This window comes from Stenotrophomonas sp. STEN147 (assembly GCF_056757995.1).
The window spans coordinates 1-18,036 of the sequence record NZ_JBRRCG010000011.1 but is presented as its reverse complement, the minus strand read 5'-3'; the positions used below and the strand labels follow the sequence as shown (position 1 = coordinate 18,036).

General features: G+C 68.5%; 18 protein-coding genes. 4 read left to right on the top strand and 14 right to left on the bottom strand.

Annotated features, from left to right (window positions below; translation table 11 throughout):
• Position 1: 1 nt before the first annotated feature.
• The 8 genes from apaG to ACVOKU_RS12070 all read right to left on the bottom strand — a co-directional run bounded on the left by apaG (position 2) and on the right by ACVOKU_RS12070 (position 8,164).
• Positions 2-385 carry a Co2+/Mg2+ efflux protein ApaG gene (apaG, locus tag ACVOKU_RS12105; protein ID WP_053519676.1) on the bottom strand — a complete coding sequence of 128 codons (384 nt, stop codon included), beginning with the start codon at positions 383-385 and terminating at the stop codon, positions 2-4.
• 13 nt (positions 386-398) lie between these two features.
• On the bottom strand, positions 399-1,202 hold the full coding sequence (gene rsmA / locus ACVOKU_RS12100; RefSeq protein WP_065182841.1) for a 16S rRNA (adenine(1518)-N(6)/adenine(1519)-N(6))-dimethyltransferase RsmA: 804 nt from the start codon (positions 1,200-1,202) through the stop codon (positions 399-401).
• Positions 1,199-2,179, bottom strand: coding sequence for a 4-hydroxythreonine-4-phosphate dehydrogenase PdxA (pdxA, locus tag ACVOKU_RS12095; RefSeq protein WP_481560033.1), 981 nt, complete (start codon positions 2,177-2,179; stop codon positions 1,199-1,201). The genes rsmA and pdxA overlap by 4 nt, the downstream gene beginning before the upstream one ends.
• A gap of 3 nt (positions 2,180-2,182) precedes the next feature.
• Positions 2,183-3,526: a peptidylprolyl isomerase gene (locus tag ACVOKU_RS12090; protein WP_053519673.1), complete on the bottom strand. Its 1,344-nt coding sequence runs from the start codon at positions 3,524-3,526 to the stop codon at positions 2,183-2,185.
• Entirely contained in the window at positions 3,523-5,979 is a 2,457-nt protein-coding gene (lptD, locus tag ACVOKU_RS12085) for an LPS-assembly protein LptD (protein ID WP_080375337.1), read from the bottom strand. The genes ACVOKU_RS12090 and lptD overlap by 4 nt, the downstream gene beginning before the upstream one ends.
• Before the next feature lie 89 nt (positions 5,980-6,068).
• Positions 6,069-7,007 carry a histone deacetylase family protein gene (locus ACVOKU_RS12080; protein ID WP_065176230.1) on the bottom strand — a complete coding sequence of 313 codons (939 nt, stop codon included), beginning with the start codon at positions 7,005-7,007 and terminating at the stop codon, positions 6,069-6,071.
• Positions 7,008-7,016: 9 nt separating this feature from the next.
• A complete protein-coding gene (locus tag ACVOKU_RS12075) occupies positions 7,017-7,571 on the bottom strand; it encodes a cob(I)yrinic acid a,c-diamide adenosyltransferase (RefSeq protein WP_065176231.1) in 555 nt (184 codons plus the stop codon).
• A gap of 8 nt (positions 7,572-7,579) precedes the next feature.
• A complete protein-coding gene (locus ACVOKU_RS12070; RefSeq protein ID WP_481560032.1) occupies positions 7,580-8,164 on the bottom strand; it encodes a hypothetical protein in 585 nt (194 codons plus the stop codon).
• Positions 8,165-8,273: 109 nt separating this feature from the next.
• Between ACVOKU_RS12070 and ubiH the strand changes: the two genes are divergently transcribed.
• Together ubiH and ACVOKU_RS12060 are read left to right on the top strand one after the other, a co-directional pair.
• Positions 8,274-9,482 carry a 2-octaprenyl-6-methoxyphenyl hydroxylase gene (ubiH, locus tag ACVOKU_RS12065; protein WP_481560031.1) on the top strand — a complete coding sequence of 403 codons (1,209 nt, stop codon included), beginning with the start codon at positions 8,274-8,276 and terminating at the stop codon, positions 9,480-9,482.
• Entirely contained in the window at positions 9,479-10,660 is a 1,182-nt protein-coding gene (locus ACVOKU_RS12060; RefSeq protein WP_481560030.1) for a UbiH/UbiF family hydroxylase, read from the top strand. Before ubiH ends, ACVOKU_RS12060 begins: the two co-directional genes overlap by 4 nt.
• A 287-nt stretch (positions 10,661-10,947) precedes the next feature.
• Here the strand turns inward: ACVOKU_RS12060 and ACVOKU_RS12055 are convergent, their stop codons facing one another.
• The 6 genes from ACVOKU_RS12055 to ACVOKU_RS12030 form a co-directional block, all read right to left on the bottom strand.
• Entirely contained in the window at positions 10,948-11,346 is a 399-nt protein-coding gene (locus tag ACVOKU_RS12055) for an EF-hand domain-containing protein (protein WP_065182845.1), read from the bottom strand.
• Between the two features lie 71 nt (positions 11,347-11,417).
• Positions 11,418-12,485, bottom strand: a complete 1,068-nt coding sequence (gene rlmM, locus ACVOKU_RS12050; RefSeq protein ID WP_065176234.1) for a 23S rRNA (cytidine(2498)-2'-O)-methyltransferase RlmM — start codon at positions 12,483-12,485, stop codon at positions 11,418-11,420.
• On the bottom strand, positions 12,469-13,029 hold the full coding sequence (locus ACVOKU_RS12045; protein WP_005415358.1) for a nucleoside deaminase: 561 nt from the start codon (positions 13,027-13,029) through the stop codon (positions 12,469-12,471). The genes rlmM and ACVOKU_RS12045 overlap by 17 nt, the downstream gene beginning before the upstream one ends.
• Before the next feature lie 95 nt (positions 13,030-13,124).
• Entirely contained in the window at positions 13,125-13,847 is a 723-nt protein-coding gene (locus ACVOKU_RS12040) for a DUF6348 family protein (RefSeq protein ID WP_481560029.1), read from the bottom strand.
• Between the two features lie 48 nt (positions 13,848-13,895).
• Positions 13,896-14,549, bottom strand: coding sequence for a hypothetical protein (locus tag ACVOKU_RS12035; protein WP_065182847.1), 654 nt, complete (start codon positions 14,547-14,549; stop codon positions 13,896-13,898).
• Positions 14,550-14,592: 43 nt separating this feature from the next.
• On the bottom strand, positions 14,593-16,341 hold the full coding sequence (locus ACVOKU_RS12030) for a glutamine--tRNA ligase/YqeY domain fusion protein (RefSeq protein WP_481560028.1): 1,749 nt from the start codon (positions 16,339-16,341) through the stop codon (positions 14,593-14,595).
• 206 nt (positions 16,342-16,547) lie between these two features.
• Between ACVOKU_RS12030 and ACVOKU_RS12025 the strand changes: the two genes are divergently transcribed.
• Both ACVOKU_RS12025 and msrA read left to right on the top strand, forming a co-directional pair.
• Entirely contained in the window at positions 16,548-16,811 is a 264-nt protein-coding gene (locus ACVOKU_RS12025; RefSeq protein WP_053519109.1) for a putative signal transducing protein, read from the top strand.
• 30 nt (positions 16,812-16,841) lie between these two features.
• A complete protein-coding gene (gene msrA, locus ACVOKU_RS12020) occupies positions 16,842-17,507 on the top strand; it encodes a peptide-methionine (S)-S-oxide reductase MsrA (RefSeq protein ID WP_481560085.1) in 666 nt (221 codons plus the stop codon).
• The last annotated feature ends 529 nt before the right edge of the window (positions 17,508-18,036 follow it).

Genomic DNA, 18,036 nt, shown 5'->3' with positions numbered 1-18,036 from the left:
GTCAGTGCAGGGTACGTGGGATGGCCAGCACGAACGGTGCGACCGGCGCGGCGAATTCGGTGCCGTCATCGGCGACCATGTCGTAGTGGCCCTGCATGGTCCCGTGATCGGTCGCCAGCATGACACCGGACGTGTAGTGGAAGTCTTCACCGGGACGCAGCCGCGGCTGCTCACCGATCACGCCTTCTCCATCGACGTGCTCGACGCGGCCGTTGGCATCGGTGATGCGCCAGTGGCGCGCGACCAGCCGCGCGGCCACCCGGCCCTGGTTGTGGATGCGGATCGTATAGGCGAACGCATAGCGGCCGTCTTCCGGCACGGACTGGTCATCGAGGAATCGCGGTGCGACCTCGACGGAAATGGCGTAAACGTCAGCGTCTTCCATACCGGCAGTGTAATCAGGAGGCATTGGCCAGGGCGATGAATTCGGCCACGTCCAGCTGTTCGGCACGGGCATCGGGGCGCACGCCGGCAGCGGCGAACTGGTCGGCCGACACCACGTTGTTCAGTGCGTTGCGCAGGGTCTTGCGGCGCTGGCCGAAGGCGGCCTTGACCACTTCGGCGAAGCGGGCGTGGTCACGGATGCCGACCGTGGCCGGATCATGCGGCACCAGCCGCACCACGGCCGAATCGACCTTCGGCGGTGGCCGGAACGCGCCCGGCGGCACCACGAACAGCGAGGTGACGGTGCAGTAGGCCTGCAGCATCACGCTGAGGCGGCCGTAGACCTTGCTGCCGGGGCCGGCTGCCATGCGGTCGACCACTTCCTTCTGCAGCATGAAGTGCATGTCGCGGACTACGGCGGCATGTTCCAGCGCATGGAACAGGATAGGTGAGGAGATGTTGTACGGCAGGTTGCCGACCAGACGGATCGGCTGTCCGGCCGCCAGTTCGGTGAAGTCCACGCGCAGCACGTCGCGGTGGACGATGGTCAGCTCGCCCAGCGGCTCGGCGGCGGCGGTCAGCGGCGCGATCAGGTCGCGGTCGAACTCGATCACCGTCAGTGCCGGATGCACGCGCAGCAGCGGCAGCGTGATCGCTCCCTGGCCGGGGCCGATCTCGACCAGGCGGTCACCGTCCTTGGGGTTGACCGCCATCACGATCTTGTCGATGTAGTGGCGATCGGCCAGGAAATGCTGGCCAAGCTGCTTCTTGGCCGGGGCGGTGAACACCGGGCCGGAGGGGGAATGCGGGGAATTCATGCGCTCAGTGTACGTTGCCGCGCAAGCTGCGCACACAGCGTCGTTGCCGCCTGCAGGCTGGATGGATCGGCAGTGCCGCGGCCGGCCAGGTCCAGCGCGGTACCGTGATCGACAGCGACGCGCGGGTAGGGCAGGCCCAGGGTCAGGTTCACGGCCTGCTCGAAGCCGGAGTACTTCAGCACCGGCAGGCCCTGGTCGTGGTACATGGCCAGGACCGTATCGAAACCTGCCAGCTTGCCTGGCAGGAACGCGGTGTCGGCCGGCAGCGGCCCGACCAGATCCATGCCTTCAGCGCGCAGGCGCTGCAGCAGCGGGATGACCAGATCCAGTTCCTCGCGGCCGAGGTGACCGTCTTCACCGGCGTGCGGGTTCAGGCCGAGCACGGCGATGCGCGGCGACGCCAGCCCGAACTCGCGGCGCAGCGCGGCGTGCACGGTGCGCAGGGTGTGCTCCAGGCCGGGTGCGGTGATCGCATCGGCGACCTCACGCAGCGGCAGGTGGGTGGTGGCCAGGGCCACGCGCACGATGTGATTGGCCAGCATCATCACCACCTTCACCCCGGCCTGGTCGGCCAGCAGTTCGGTGGTGCCGCTGTAGGCGATGCCGCCCTCATTGATGACCGCCTTGTGCACCGGGCCGGTGACTACGCCGTGCAGCTCGCCCGACAGGCAGGCCTGGCCGGCGCCGAGCAGGGCGCCGATGACCGCGCCGGCATTGGCCGGATCGGCGTGGCCGAAGCGGCTCGGGACGGCATTGGCCACGACGCGCAGGCGCAGGTCGCCCGGGAAGCGGGCTTCTGCCTCCTCGGGCAGCAGTTGCAGGGGCAGGTCCAGCGCGGCGGCGGCTGCGCGCAGGGTATCCGGGTCGGCGAAAGCCAGCAGCCGGCAATCATCGCGCGGCTGCTGGATGAGGCGGATGCACAGCTCCGGGCCGATCCCGGCGGGCTCGCCCGGTACCAGAGCGAGCTCGGGGCGCATCGGTCAGGACTGCGGCGGCGTCGCGGTGTTTTCCGCGCGGTCACCGCTGCGGAAGCTGACGTAGGCTTCGCCACGCAGCTCCTGCAGGAAACGGTTGTATTCGTCTTCCAGCTTGCGGCGGCCGATGGTTTCGCGGACCTGCGCACGCTGGTTGTCGTTGGTCACGTCGGTCTGGCGGGTCGCCACGCGCTGCACGATGTGCCAACCGGCGTCGGTGCGGAACGGCTGGCTGACACCGCCGTCCTGCACGCTCTGGACCTGCTGGCCGAAGGCCGGACCGAACGCATCGGCCGGGAACCAGCCCAGATCGCCGCCCTGGCCCTTGCTGTTGTTGTCCTCGGACGACTCCCTGGCCACCGTCTGGAAGTCGGCGCCGCCGGCAATGCGGGCACGCAGGGTGTCGATCTTGGCCTTGGCGGCCGCATCGGTCTGGTTGTCGTCCACGCGCACCAGGATGTGGCGGCCGTGGAACTCGGTGACGGTATGGGTGCCGGCGGCGGCGCTGGAATCGCGCACTTCCACCAGCTTCAGCAGCTGGAAGCCGCTCGGACCACGGATCGGGCCAACCACGTCACCGGCATTCATCTTTTCCATCAGCTGCGCGAACGCGGCCGGGATCTCGTCCATGCTGCGCCAGCCCAGGTCGCCGCCTTCCAGTGCATTGGGGCTGTCCGAGTAACGTACGGCGGCGGCATTGAAGTCCAGCTCACCCTTGTCCAGCAGGGCCTTCACGCCGTCGGCCTTCTTCTGGCCGGTGGCGATCTGCTCGGCATTGGCGCCGTCGGGCAGGGCGATCAGGATGTGCGCCAGGTGGTACTGGTTGCCGGCGGTGGCCTGCTGCTTCAACGCGGCATCGACTTCGCCCTCGCTGACGCTGATGCGGCTCTGCGCGAAGCTCTGGCGCAGGCGCTGCACGGTGATCTCGTCACGCACCGAGGCGCGGAAGTCGTTGAAATCGATGCCGTCACTTGCCAGGCGCTGGCGCAGCGCGTCCAGATTGGAACCATTCTGCTGGGCGATGGCATTCATCGCCTGGTTCAGCTCCTGGTCGCTGACGCGGATGCCGCTGCCCTGCGCACGGGCCACCTGCAGCTTGACCAGCACCAGGCGCTCGAGCACCTGCCGGCTGAGCACGTCATCCGGCGGCAGCTGGGCCTCGCGGCCGGCGTACTGCGCCTTGATGTTGGCGATGGCGCGCTGGAGTTCGCTCTGCAGGATCACGTCCTCATCGACGACAGCGGCGATGCGGTCCAGCGGCTGCGCCTCCTGGGCAAGTACCTGCAGGGGGGCGGACACGCTGGACACCGCCAGCAGCGAGGCGAGAAGAACGGGGAAGCGCTTGGTCATGGGATCAGATTCGGATCGTAGTCGTCCCGGGTCGTCCCGGTATTGCTGGGGGGCACGAGATAGAGGTCGTCGCGGTTGTAGCCGAGGATAGCACGGCGCAGGGTGCGGTCCGTGTCCTGGCCCAGGGAGCTGAGGCCCTTCAGCACGAACTCCAGCTGGATGGAATTGTTCAGCTCGCCCTCGCGGTTGCGCACGTAGCGGCGGGCCACCGCGCGCACGGCCAGGCAGCAGCTGTCCCACTGGACGCCACCGATGATTTCCAGCGGCTTCTTGTCTTCCAGCGAGTAGTAGTAGCGGCCGACCAGGCTCCAGCGGGGGTTCAGCGGGTACAGGAACGACAGGTCGGCCTGCTTCAGCAGGTCGGTGCCGTCCGGGTTGATGCGGTGGCGGTAGGTCAGGTTGACCACGCCATCGTTGGGCATCAGGTAACGGGCGCGGAAGCTGGCCAGGTCCTCACGCTTGTATTTGGGGTCCCACTGGTAGGTCGCGCTGAGGGTCCAGCGGTCGTTGACCATGTAGTTGGCATCGGCGATCCAGGCCGACTTGCCCTTTTCCACCGGCGGGCCACCCGGCACGGCGGTCACCCGCGATTCGTCGAAGTACTGGATCTGGCCGATGGCCGCCGAGAACCGCTCGCGGCCGGTGGTCTGGTCGATGAAGCGGGTGCCCAGCGCCATGGTCAGCTGGTTGGCGTCGTTCTGGCGGTCGGCGCCGGTATAGCGCGAGTCGCGGAACAGCTGGCCCCAGCTGAAGGTGAAGTCACGGGTATCGAAGATCGGAAGCTCGTCCTGGTTGCGGTAGGGCGTGCGCAGGTAGAACAGGCGCGGCTCCAGGGTATGCAGGAACGAGCGGCCGCCGATGGTGGTCTCGCGGTCGAAGAACAGGCCGGCATCGATGCTGCCGATCGGCAGGCTGCGGCTGGGCGAGGTGTTGCCGCGCAGCTGCTCGGGGGTCGCGGTGGCCGGATCAACGCCCTGCGAGACCAGCACGTTGCGGCGGATGCTGTCGGCCAGCTGCCGGTCCAGGTCGTAGGCGGTGTAGCGGTAGGCCAGGGTCGGGGTCACGTACCAGGCCGCACCGCTGAACGGCAGCGACACATAGGGTTTCAGGTCCAGGCGTGCGCCGCCGTACATCCGCTGGGTCTGGCCGGTACGGGTGTACTCAAGGTCCGGTCCGGCCTCGGGGCCGTACTTGAAGTTGATGTCTTCATGGGTGAAGCGCACGGCTTCGGCGTACACGCCGGTTTCCAGCCACGACAGGACTGGCTTGTCCCAGTTGAAGTACAGGCGCGGCTGGCGGTTGTAGGCCAGCGCGCTCTCGTTGAGCGTGTAGTCGGTCAGCTGCCAGCGGTCGGCCATGATTCCGGCCGTCCAGTTCTGGCCGGTGCCGTACAGGCCAACGGTGCTCTGCAGGTTCGAGGCGGTCACGCCCACCAGGCGGTTGGCGAAGTCCTCGACGTAGCGCTCGTCGCTGACCCAGGCCAGGTTGGCACGTGCCTGCCAGTGGCTGTCCACGTTGTGGTAGCCGCTGAACATGACACGGCCGCGATCACGGTCGCGCAGCTTGTCGTTGGGGATGTAGGCGGTCAGCAGTTCGCCGCGGCCGCCGTTGTAGAGGTAGCGGAACTCGTTGTCGAGCATCAGGCCGCGCCGGCTCATGTAGCGCGGCATCAGCGTGTCGTCGTAGTTCGGTGCCAGGTTCAGGTAGATCGGCTGGGTGTAGTCGAACCCGTTGCGCCCGGACATGCCCAGCTGCGGGAACAGCAGGCCGGTCTTGCGCCGGTCGTCGATCGGAAACTTGAAGTACGGCGCCCACAGCACCGGCACCTTGCCGATGCGCAGCACGGCATTGCGCGCCGTGCCGAAGCCCTCGTCGTTGTCCACTTCGATCTGCGGCGCCGACAGCTTCCACACCGGTTGCGACGGGTCGCAGGTGGTGTAGGTGGAGCGGTGCATCTGCCCGACCGCGCCCTGCAGGTCGACCGATTCGGCGTCGCCGTTGCCACGGCGGGACACCAGCTGGTACTGGATGTCGGTGATCTTGTGGGTGTCGCTTTCCTGGTTGCCCTCGGCGCGCTTGGCGACCATGCGGATCGACGCGTCCTGGTAGCGGACATTGCCATCGGCGATGTAGTTGCCGGACTCGGTGTCGAAGCTGAGCTTGTCGGTGCCGACGAACTGGTCGCCGCGACGCAGGGCGACGTTGCCCTCGTACTGCGGCACCGTGGTGGTACCCAGCAGCTGATCGCCCTCGATATCGGTCGGCTGCTGCTCGCGCGCGGCGCTGGCGGCGGCCTTGTCCTGGCCCGGAACCGGGGTCGGGGCGTCGGTGAACGCGGGAATGACGTCGGTTGCCGGGCACAGGCCCCAGTTGAGCGGCTTATCATCGGCCATCGCCGGCAGGCAGACGGCGATGCTCAGAGGCAGGGGAAGCAGGCGGAGGGCTCGGCGCACGCGGTTCGGATTCGGGCGAAAACGGACGGTAGCTTGCCCCATCCCTTGCATAGGGGCAATGAAGGCGGCCCGGTCGCACCGGTTCGGGTTCATCCAGCCGGGGGGGACGCCGCCGGCGACATCAGGGCCTGCACGTGGGCCACGCTGCATTCGGCCAGGGCCTGCAGGTCGTAGCCGCCCTCCAGCATCGACACCACCCGGCCGGCCGCATGGCGGCGCGCCAGCGCATGCAGTTCGCGGGTGATCCAGGCGAAATCCTCGGTCTCCAGCATCAGATCCGCCTGCGGGTCGCGCAGATGGGCGTCGAAGCCTGCCGAGATCAGCATCAGCTGCGGGCGGAAGTCGTCGATGGCCGGCAGCATCTCGTCGGCCCAGACATTGCGGAAGCGGAATCCGCCACTGCCCGGCGGCAGCAGGATGTTCATCAGATTGCCCGCGCCACGGTCACGGCGCAGGCCGGAGTTGGGGAACAGGCCGGCCTGGTGGGTGCTGTAATACGACACCCGTGCGTCGTGCTGGAAGATATCCTGGGTGCCGTTGCCATGGTGGACGTCGAAGTCGACCACCGCGATCCGCTCCAGCCCGTGGCGGTCGCGCGCGTAGGCTGCGGCGATGGCGATGTTGTTGAGCAGGCAGAAGCCCATGGCCGTGCTGCTGGTGGCATGGTGACCCGGCGGGCGCACCGCGCAGAACGCCAGCGGGTCCGCGCCCAGCATCACCGCATCCACTGCGGCCACACCGGCACCGGCAGCATGCACCGCCGCGCTGGCCGAGCCGGGCGAGGTCCAGGTGTCCATGTCCAGCTGGCGCAGGGGCACGGTCTGCGGTTGCAGCACGAAGTCGAGCAGGGCGCTGTCGTGGACCCGGCTCAACTCGCCGAACTTGGCGGGTGGGGCCTCGCGCCAGTCCAGCTGGCCGGGGAATGCGCCGCGCAGGGCGTCGAGCACGCCCTGCAGCCGTTGCGGGCATTCGGGATGGCCCGGACCGGGATCGTGCAGCAGGCAGGACGGATGGGTGAAGACCAGCATCGTACGGACTCAGCCCTGCCGGTGCTGGGGCTGCCAGAGCGCTTCGCCCTGCCCATCGGCGCGCGCCAGCACCCGGGCCAGCACGAACAGCAGGTCCGACAGCCGGTTGAGATACTGCAGCGCTTCGCTGCGTACGTTTTCATGGCGGGACAGCGTCACCGTCTCGCGCTCGGCGCGGCGGACGATGGTCCGTGCCAGGTGGCAGCGTGCGGCGGCTTCGCCACCGGCGGGCAGGATGAACTCCTTCAGCATCGGCAGCGTGGCGTTGTAGTGGTCCAGCTGCTGTTCCAGCGCCGAGACATCGGCGGCATGGATCGCGGCATGGCCGGGGATGCACAGCTCGGCGCCCAGGTCGAACAGCTGATGCTGCAGATGGACCACCAGCGCGCGCACGTCGTCCGGAAGCGGTGCGGCCAGCAGCAGGCCCAGCGCCGCGTTGGCTTCGTCGACGGTGCCGTAGGAGGCGACGCGGGCATCGTCCTTGGCTACGCGCTGGCCATCGCCCAGTCCGGTGCTGCCGTCGTCACCGGTGCGGGTGTAGATGCGCGAGAGGCGATGGCCCATGGCGCAGCTCAGTGCCGGATGTCGCGACGGGCCTGCTGGAGCTTGAGCACCTGCTCCACGGCCAGTTGCAGGGCGGCGGCCAGCGCCACGTAGATCGCCGTGGTCCGCAGGTAGGGGCCGAACCACTGTGCGTAGTTCTGCGCCCAGCCCGCCAGCGTCGGCTCGGCAACGTTGCGGGTGGTCCAGTAGAAGCCCCCCTGCGCAAGCAGGTGGCACAGCGCCACCGAGGCCACCAGCAGGAGCGCACCCTTGGCCAGCACCGGCCAGCGCGCGCCGCGGTAGTTGTGGCCCAGCAGCATGCCGCCGGCCCACAGCGAGAAGTACGCCGGCAGCAGCAGCCAGTAGCCGGGCGACACGCAGTAGTGCTGCCAGAAATCCAGCCCCGCGCTGCGGATCACGATCCAGTCGACCAGCACCGCGAACAGCATCAGCAGCGGAAAGGCCCAGCGCGTCCAGCGCGCCAGGTAGAAACCGCCGATGAAGAACACCGCCCAGGAGGCATCGGGGATCGCCGCGAAGTGGTTGACCCGGGTCGCCGCCAGCAACAGCACGAGCAAGGACAGGACGAAGGCGCGATTGGCGGTGTCGGACATGGCGGCGGGCCCGGAGCGGATTCAGCTTTCATTCTAGCCCGCCGCGCGGGTTGGCGCAGGCAGCGTCGCGTTCGGTGTACAGCCGGGGCGAGCGCGTATCATGAACGCCATGAGTGAACGACATGACGTGCTGATCGTCGGCGGCGGACTGGTGGGTGCCAGCCTCGCCATCGCCCTGGACCGCCTGGGCCGCGACGTGGGCCTGATCGAGGCCAGCCCTGCCGGCGGACTGCCGGCGGTGTTCGACCAGCGCAACCTCAGTTTCGCCGCCGCCACCGTCAACGCACTGACCGCGCTGGGGGTGATGCAGAAGCTGGCGATGGCGCCGGGACCGATCCGTCGCATCCATGTCAGCCGCGCCGGCGACTTCGGCCGGGTGCAGCTCGATGCGGCCGATTACAACCGGCCGTGGTTCGGCCAGGTGGTGGTCGCACGTGACTTCGGCCATGCGCTTGAGGCACGCCTGCAGGAACTGCCGCGGCTGCGGCGTTACCGGCCGATGCGTTTCCTCGGCCTGGGCGGGGTGGTGGAGGGCTGTCGCCAGGTGCATGTGGCCGACGACGCCGGCGAGCGCACGCTGCTGGCACGGCTGGTGGTCGGTGCCGATGGCACGGCCAGTGCGGTGCGGGAGGCGCTGGGCATCGAGGTCGACCGCCACGATTTCCAGCAGACCCTGTTCGTGGCCCGCGTGCGCAGCCAGCGCGCGCCCGACGGCACGGCCTGGGAGCGCTTCACCGATACCGGTCCGACGGCCCTGCTGCCGCGTGGCGACCGCCATTTCGGCACGGTGCACGGGGTAGCGCGCGAAGACGCCGACGCGGTGATGGCGCTGGACGATGCAGCGTGGCTGCAGCGCCTGCAGCATGCCATCGGCTGGCGTGCCGGGCGTCTGCTGGAGTCGGGTCCGCGCAGTGCCTACCCGCTGATCCAGGTGCTGGCGCGCGCCCTGGCAGGCGAGCGCGCGGTGCTGCTCGGCAATGCCGCACAGACCATCCATCCGTTGGGCGCGCAAGGCTTCAACCTGGGCCTGCGCGATGCGCTGACCCTGGCCGAACTGCTGGAAGACGATGCAGGCGATGCCGGCAGTGATGCGCTGCTGCGTGCGTATGTGGCCCGTCGGGAAGAGGATCGCCAGCAGACGGTGGCGTTCTCCGGAGGGCTGGCGCGACTGACCAGCAATCCTGCGCCGTTGATGCGCCCGTTGCGCAGTTTCGGCCTGGTGGCCGCGCAGCGCGGTTCGGTGCAGTCGATGCTGGTCGGCGGGGCGATGGGTTTCCGTGGCGTCGTGCCGCGACTGTGCCGCGGAGAAGCCGCATGAACCGCCGCGCGCGCCTGGACGTAGTCATCGTGGGAGGCGGCGTGGTCGGTGCCGCGTGTGCACTGGCGCTGGCCGATGCGGGGCTGGCGGTCGCCCTGGTGGAGGGCCGTGAGCCCGCGCCCTGGCAGGCATCGCAGCCGGACCTGCGCGTGTTCGCCTTCGCGGCTGACAACGTGCAGCTGCTGGACCGTCTCGGCGTGTGGCCTGCGATCGTACAGGCGCGGGCCTGGCCGTACCGCCGCATGCAGGTATGGGATGCCGCGGGAGGCGATGACCTGCTGTTCGATGCCGACCGCCTGGGGCGTCGCGAGCTGGGCTTCATCGTCGAGAACGGGCTGTTGCAGGATCGCCTGTGGGCGGCACTGCCGGCGGCCGGGGTGCAGCTGCATTGCCCGGCACGGGTGGAGGCGCTGGAGCAGGACGAGGAAGGGGTGCGACTGCGCCTGGATGACGGACGCAGGCTGGAAGCGGCCCTCGCCGTGGCCGCCGATGGTGCCGAGTCGACGCTGCGCGAGCTGGCGGGCATCGACGTGGTGCGCCACGACTATCAGCAGCGTGGCGTGGTGGCCTACGTCGACAGCGAGCTGCCCAACCAGGCCACGGCCTGGCAGCGTTTCCTGCCGACCGGTCCGCTGGCGCTGCTGCCGGTAGCCGAGCGCCGCAGCTCGATCGTGTGGACCTTGCCTGACGAAGAGGCGGTGCGCGTGCTGGCGCTGGAGGAGGAGGCATTCAATCGCGAACTGACCCGCGCCTTCGCCGCACGGCTGGGCGAACTGCGCCTGGTGTCGCCGCGCGCCGCGTTCCCGCTGCGCCGCCAGCTGGCCCGCCACTATGTGGCCGGCCGCGTGCTCGCACTCGGCGACGCCGCGCATGTGGTGCATCCCCTGGCCGGGCAGGGCGTGAACCTGGGGCTGCGGGATGTCGCTGCCCTGCGGCAATGGCTGGCGCCGTCAGCCGAGCGCCGTGGCCAGCCGCGCCTGTCGCCGCAGCGCCTGCAGCGCTGGGCCCGCGAGCGGCGCAGCGACAATCAGGTGGCCGCCTACAGTTTCGATGCGATCAACCGCCTGTTCTCCAACGACGAGATGCACCTGACCCTGGCCCGTGGCCGCGCGCTGGGCTGCGTCGGCAAGTGGCCGCCACTGGTTCAGGCGTTCTGGAAGCGTGCCGCCGGCGTGTAACGACCCCGTTCGCCGGCTGATCCGCCGGGCATGGCCCGGCGCTACCCGCAGCGGATCAATCAATCAGCGCGCCGGCCAGGTCGGCACGATCCAGCGCGGCAACGGGACGCCGATCGGCGGATCATCGGGCCGGTAGCGCCGGGCCATGCCCGGCGGGATCCGTGAACCGGATCAATCAATCAGCGCGCCGGCCAGGTCGGCGCTATCCAGCGCGGCAACGGGACGCCGTTCGGCGGATCATCAGGCCGGTAGCGCCGGGCCCTGCCCGGCGGGATCCGTGAACCGGATCAATCAATCAGCCAGCCGGCCAGGTCGGCACGATCCAGCTTGCCGCGGCGCTTGCTGTCCAGCGCGGTGAACTCATCGGCCAGTGCAGGATTGGCCTGGGCCTCCGCACGGCTGATGAAGCCATCACCGTCGGTATCCAGCGCGGCAAAGTGGATGCGGTATTGGCCGGTCACGCTGCTGGGTTCAACCGAGCGCACCGTGACCTGGGCCTCCCCTGCGGGCATCGGAATATCGACGCTGCCGGTGACCCGTCCGGCATTCAAGGGCTGCTGGCGGATGGCTCCGCCGGTCGGACCCAGCGGTTGGCTCTGCGCGGGTGTGGGCGGCAGTTGCTGCGCCAGTACGGGTGACGTGGCCAGCAGGGCAGCCAGCAGCACGGGCAAACGCGGACGGTACATGACGGACTCCTGGCAGGCGTTGACGGAAGCGTACCCGCGGCATCCTGTGCGGGCGATGACCCTGCCGCGCATCACCGCATCGGCGACGCCAGCACGGTGATCTCTTCGCGGTCGTGATAGAGCTGCTTGGCACGCACTTCCAGCGACGTGCCAGCCTGCTCCTGGAACAGGTCCAGGCACAGCCGGGTCTCGTCCCAGCGCTTCTTCATCGGCAGTTTCAGATTGAAGATGGCATGCCTGCACCAGCCTTCGCGGAACCAGGTGGCCATGCGTTCGGCAACGCGGCGCGGTTGCTCGACCATGTCGCACACCATCCAGTCCAGCGGCTGCTCCGGGTGCCAATGAAAGCCATCCGCGCGCAGGTGCTCGACCAGGCCGGTATCCAGTACGTGCTGGCGCAGGGGGCCGTTGTCGATGCTCAGCACCTGCATGTGCTGGCGGGTCAACACCCAGGTCCAGCCGCCCGGTGCCGCCCCCAGGTCGGCCGCGCGCATGCCGGGTTTCACCAGTGCCTCGCGTTCCTCCGGCGCCAGCAGCGTCAGCAGGGCTTCGTCCAGCTTCAGCGCCGAACGCGACGGGGCCTCCGGCAGCAGTTTCAGGCGCGGAATGCCCAGTGCCCACGGTGCGCTGTCGGCGGGGTCGGCCACGCAGATGAAGGCGTGGGTGCCGTCCACGAACACCACGTGCAGGCGTGGCAGCCGTGCATTGGGCTTGTCGCTGAGCTTGCCGGCCTTGCGCAGCGCCGGGCGCAACGCGTTGCCGAACGCACGGGCGAGCCCGGACAGCGGCTTGCCGGCATCCGAATCCGGATGTTCGACCCACAGATCACCAAAGCGTGGCGCATCGGCCAGCACCTCCAGCATCGGCGTGATGCGATCGGCCGGATCCAGCTGCGGCAGTTCAGCCAGCACCACCAGCTTCTGCCGCGCGAAGATCAGGCCGCGCCACGGCAACCGCGGTGCCAACGCGGCCGCTTCGTCGCACATGAACAACACATAGCCGTCATTGCGCTGGGTACGTGCGTAGCCGGCGAAGCCCGCCTCACCGGCGCGGAACTGCAGTTCGCCGGCCAGCTCCGGCTCGAAACCCTGCCGGCACAGGCACAGCAGGCCGATGCCGGTTTCAGTAACGGGCGCCATCGCTTTCCCCATAGGCGCGCAGCACGCTGCGTGCGGCGTCGCGGTTCAGGCCCTGCACCACCTCGATGCCGCGCTTGTTGAGCTCGCCCACCCAGTCGGCTGGCAGCGGGCCTTCGTCGAACGGGGTCAGTTCCTCTACATCGGCGGCACTGGCGCCGATCAGCAGGCGGTCGATGCCGGCCCACACCGTAGCGCCGTAACACTGGCAGCACGGCTGCGAGCTGGTGGCCAGGGTGACCGGCGAAAGCACGGCATTCAGGCGCGGCGTCTGCAGGCGCTGCTGGGCCAACATGTAGGCCATGTTCTCGGCATGTGCCAACGAGGTGGCATGCGGCATTACCCGGTTCACGCCGGCGGCGATCACCTTGTCGTCCGGGCCGAACACCACCGCGCCGAACGGGCCGCCACTGGCGTGTTCGACGTTCAGCCGCGACAGCTCGATCGCCAGCGCGACCTTGGCCTCATCGCCCGGATATCGACGATCCAGGTCGATCTGGTCGTGGATCCAGGCGGGAAGGGTCAGGTGGACTTGCGCGTACAGCATCGCGGGGGTGCCTCGTGTCGGATGGGGAAAAGTGCGGTTGCTTGGGAAACCGGCGCGCAGTGTAGCCGCACCGGCCTGTACCGGGTGTGGGCGCGTCAGCCGGGCGAGCCGGTGCGGATCACCACGTACTGCTTGCGGAACTCCAGCCCGGCCTGCGGCCAACTGGCGGCATACGCGCGCAGCAATGGCAGGGCAGGGGCGAAGTCGTGGCCATTGACCCGGCAATCGGCCTCGCACAGGCCATCGGCATCGCGCGAGGCGAACAGGCGGATGGCAAGGAACTGGCGTGCTTTCAGCAGCTCATCGAAGGCGTCCATGCTCCTGGTGAACAGGCAGCAGGGGCAGGAACCGTGGTCGTCCTCACTGCACGTGGCGACCTCCACCTCCTGCGCGCGGTAGTGGGCCAGCGGCCCCAGCACGACGGTGCGCCCGTGTTCCTTGCCGTCATCACCTGCTGGATAGGTCAGGCCCATCATCGGCAGGCCCTGCGCGTCGTCGGCGCCCACTGCGGTCTGCAGGGTGGCCAGGTCCACCCGCACCCAGGCCTGGAAGCCGGACAGCAGCGAGGCCTGCTCATCGGCGCCGTTGGCATGCTGGTACTCGAACAGGCCATCGGCGAACAGGGTGGGGTGCTGCGCCTCGATGACCGTGGAGGTCTGCCAGCCACCGTTGTCGCGCGCGTGTGCCGCCATCGCATGCGGGGTCAGGCGCAGGCCGCTGTCCAGCAGCAGCGTGCCGCCGTCGACGCGGCTGGCGATGCCAGCGTCCTGCAGGACCTGCTGCAGCAGCGGGAGGAGGGCGGTGGACGTCGTGGTCATGTCAGGCCTGTGGATGGATCGGGTGGAGCATCCAGGCCGGGCCTGGGGCTAGTGATCGAGTGCTTCGCGTTCTGCGCGATATCGCCGTGCGTCGGACTGCTGCTGCGGATCGTTGCCATGGTCACGCAGCCAGGTATCCAGTTCCCGGCGATAGTCCGCGCGGAAATCGGCGTTGCCCGGGCTGAAGTGCAGCTTGCGTGCGGCTACCTCCACCCGCTCGCGCGCGCTGGCACGGGCCTGGGCGATGCCGTGCGGTGATTCGGTGGTGAGGATGACGAAGTTGCGCGGAAAGCCCGGCGTGTACTTCACCACGAACGGCTGGTCCTGAGCCGGGATGCGGATCGCGTTCTCCAGCGGCCACAGCGAGGCGGTGTTGGTGTGGAACACCACCTCCACGTCGCGACCCTCGGCGGTGCGCAACACCGCTTCGTAGCGCCAGATGTACTGTTCGTTGAGCGTGGAATTGGTTTCCTCGGCCTTCACGATCACCGCTTCACCGCGCTCGCCCACCGCATTGAGGAAAGTGGCGTTGAGGAAGCTGCCGAGGAAGATGTTGAGCATCGCCAGCGGAAACACCACGATGGCGTAGACCGGTGAACGCCGCCACCACGAGACCAGCGCGGCCAGCCCCATTGCTGCAAAGAACGTCAGCAGCGGATGCTGCGAGATGAACCAGAGCAGGGCGGACAGGGCGGTGATCATCGTCGCGGGCGTGCGGGCGCCGTGCCGGCGCCCGCGCAGATCCTCAGGCCGACCAGGTATCGCGCAGCGTCACGCTGCGGTTGAACACCGGCTTGGCTTCGGTGTGGTCGCGACGGTCGGCAACGAAGTAGCCGGTGCGTTCGAACTGGAACGACTGCTCCGGCGCGGCGCTGGCCGCGGCCGGCTCGACATAGCCGGTGACGGTGCGGCGCGATTCCGGATTGAGGTAGTCGCGGTAGGTCCTGCCTTCCGACTCGTCGTCCGGGTTCGGCACCGAGAACAGCCGGTCGTACAGGCGGATCTCGGCCGGGACGCCGTGCACGGCGCTGACCCAGTGAATGGTGCCCTTGACCTTGCGGTTGGCCCCTTCCATGCCGGGGCGCGATTCCGGATCCAGCCAGCCGCGCAGCTCGGTGATGGTGCCGTCGGCATCCGTGATCACCTCATCGCAGCGGATGATGCCGGCACCACGAAGGCGCACTTCGCCGCCCGGCACCAGGCGCTTCCAGCCCTTCGGCGGTACTTCGGCGAAGTCCTCGCGGTCGATCCAGACCTCGCGGGCGAACGGCACCTGACGGCTGCCGAAGCTCTCGTCCTTCGGATGGTTGCTGAAGGTGAGCTGTTCTTCATGGCCTTCGGGCAGGTTGGTCAGCACCAGCTTGAGCGGGTCGACCACGGCCATGCGGCGCGGTGCGGCGCCATCGAGGTCTTCGCGCAGCGCGCCTTCCAGCACGCTGAAGTCGATCAGCGAGTTCTGCTTGCTGATGCCCACGCGTTCGGCGAACAGACGCATTGCCGCCGGGGTGTAGCCGCGGCGACGCAGTCCCTGCAGGGTCGGCATGCGCGGGTCCTCCCAGCCGTCCACCAGTTGCTCGGTGACCAGCGCCATCAGCTTGCGCTTGCTCATCACCGTGTAGTTGATGTTCAGGCGCGAGAATTCGATCTGGCGCGGCTTGGCGGCTTCGCGCGGCAGGCCGGCATCGACCAGCGGCTGGGTCAGTGCGTCGTCATGGGCGAAATCGACGTTGTCCACGCACCAGTCGTAGAGCGGGCGATGGTCCTCGAATTCCAGGGTGCACAGCGAGTGGGTGATGCCCTCGATCGAATCGCCCAGCGCATGCGCGAAGTCGTACATCGGGTAGATCGGCCACGCATTGCCCGTGTTCTGGTGCTCGACATGCTTGATGCGGTACAGCGCCGGATCGCGCAGGTTGATGTTGCCGCTGGCCATGTCGATCTTCGCGCGCAGGGTGCGCGCACCGTCCGGGAATTCACCGGCACGCATGCGCCGGAACAGGTCGAGGTTCTCCTCGACACTGCGGTCGCGCCACGGCGAGGGACGGCCCGGCTCGGTCAGGGTGCCACGGTAGGCACGCACTTCCTCGGCCGACAGGTCACACACATAGGCCTTGCCCTGCTCGATCAGCTTCTCGGCGGCGAGATAGTAGGCCTGGAAGTAATCGGAGGCGTGGCGCAGCTCGTTCCACTCGAACCCCAGCCAACGGACATCGTCCTGGATGGCGGCCACGTACTCCGGGTCTTCCTTGGCCGGATTGGTGTCGTCGAAGCGCAGGTTGCATACGCCGCTGAACTCGCCGGCAATGCCGAAGTTCAGGCAGATCGACTTGGCATGGCCGATGTGCAGGTAGCCGTTCGGCTCCGGCGGAAACCGGGTCTTGATCGCCTGGTGCTTTCCGCTGGCCAGGTCCTCGCGCACGATCTGGCGGATGAAATCGCGCTTTTCGTGGCTGTCGGCGGGGGTCTCGGGGCTGGCGGGGGTGTGCTCGGACATGAGGCTGGGCGAAAAAGGGCAGAAAGACCAACAGTCTAGCGCGTAAGGGGAAGGGCTGCCGGGGTTGCGCCCGCGCTACCGGGCGCAGGGGCCCGGCCGGCAAGCGCAGGGGGCGCCAGGGGTAGCGCCGAGCCATGCCCGGCGAGCGCAGCGGCGGCATTCAGCGCCCGGGCGTATGCTGGAGGCCTCTCCCGTGGAGCCGCCCCATGCACATCGTGTACAAGGCCGACAATCTGTTCGACGCCCACCTGGTGAAGCACGCATTGGAAGATGCCGGCATTCCTGCCTTCGTGTTCGGCGAGCAGCTGCTGGGGGGCATGGGCGAGCTGCCGCTGTTCGGTGTATTGAGGGTCGGCATCCCCGACGCCGCGCGGGCCGAGGCCGAAGGCATCGTCGCCGGACTGGACTTGGGCCACGCCGCCGACGCCCCCATTTCCGATGCAGACGACATTGCCGGCCTTCCGGCGTAGGAGCGCATCATGTTGGGAATCGGACAGGGCATCCTGGGCATCGGCGCCTTCAAGCAGCGCCTGCCGCGCCCGGAAGAAGCGCTGCCGGGGCGTGATCAGCCACTGCCGCTGCACAGCAACCAGCACTTCGTGAACAGTCACCCGCTGAAGGACCGCTTTGCCGGCCTGCAGCAGATCCGTTTCGCGCTTGGCTGCTTCTGGGGAGCCGAGCGCAAATTCTGGTCGGAGCCGGGCGTGTACAGCACGTCGGTCGGCTATGCCGGCGGCGTCACGCCGAATCCCACCTATGAAGAAGTCTGCTCCGGCCTGACCGGTCACACCGAGATGGTGCAGGTGGTGTTCGATCCGAAGGTGGTGAGCCTGGAACGGCTGCTGCAGCTGTTCTGGGAAAGCCATGACCCGACCCAGGGCATGCGCCAGGGCAACGACACCGGCACCCAGTACCGTTCGGCGATCCATGCCACCGACGAAACGCAGTACGCCGCTGCGCTGGCCAGCCGCGAGGCGTACCAGGCGCAGCTGGACGCGGCCGGCTATGGCCCGATCACCACCGAGATCGTGTTCCCGGCGCCGGAGTACTACTACGCCGAGGACTATCACCAGCAGTATCTGGCGAAGAACCCGAACGGTTACTGCGGCATCGGCGGCACCGGGGTGAGCTGCCCGATCGGGCTGGATGTGGAGGCGCCGCGCTGACGCGCGGTGGTCCGCCTGCGGCGGGCAGAAGCTACTGCAGAAGCCAAAGCCAAAGCCAAAGCGGCTCTGGGTTGTTGTGAGTTGGGCGGGATGGGTACAGAGGGCGGGACACGCCGTAAACCCGTCCTTGGGGGCTCGGCCACGGCATCCATGCCGTGGACGGTCCCGCCATCTGTACCCGTCCCGCCTCCGCTCATTTCCCGGTGACGGTGGGCAAGAGCGTTGGTTACTGACGAACTGAAAGAAAACAAAAAGGACGCGGCCTTCGCCGCGTCCTTTTTGTTTGATCCTGCGGTGTCTTTTGTAGAGCGGAGCCATGCTCCGCTCCGAGCAAGCGAAGCGCGCGACCCGCTGTTGCTCTTCCTTCTTCCTTCCGTGGCGGGCAGCCACAGGAAACTGTCAGAGGGCGGGGGGGGGGGGGGGGGGGGGGGGGGGGGGGGGGGGGGGGGGGGGCGCCCCCCCACCCGCCCCGGCGCCTCGCGGACGCCCCCCCCCCCCCCCCCCCCCCCCCCCCCCCCACCCCCCCAAG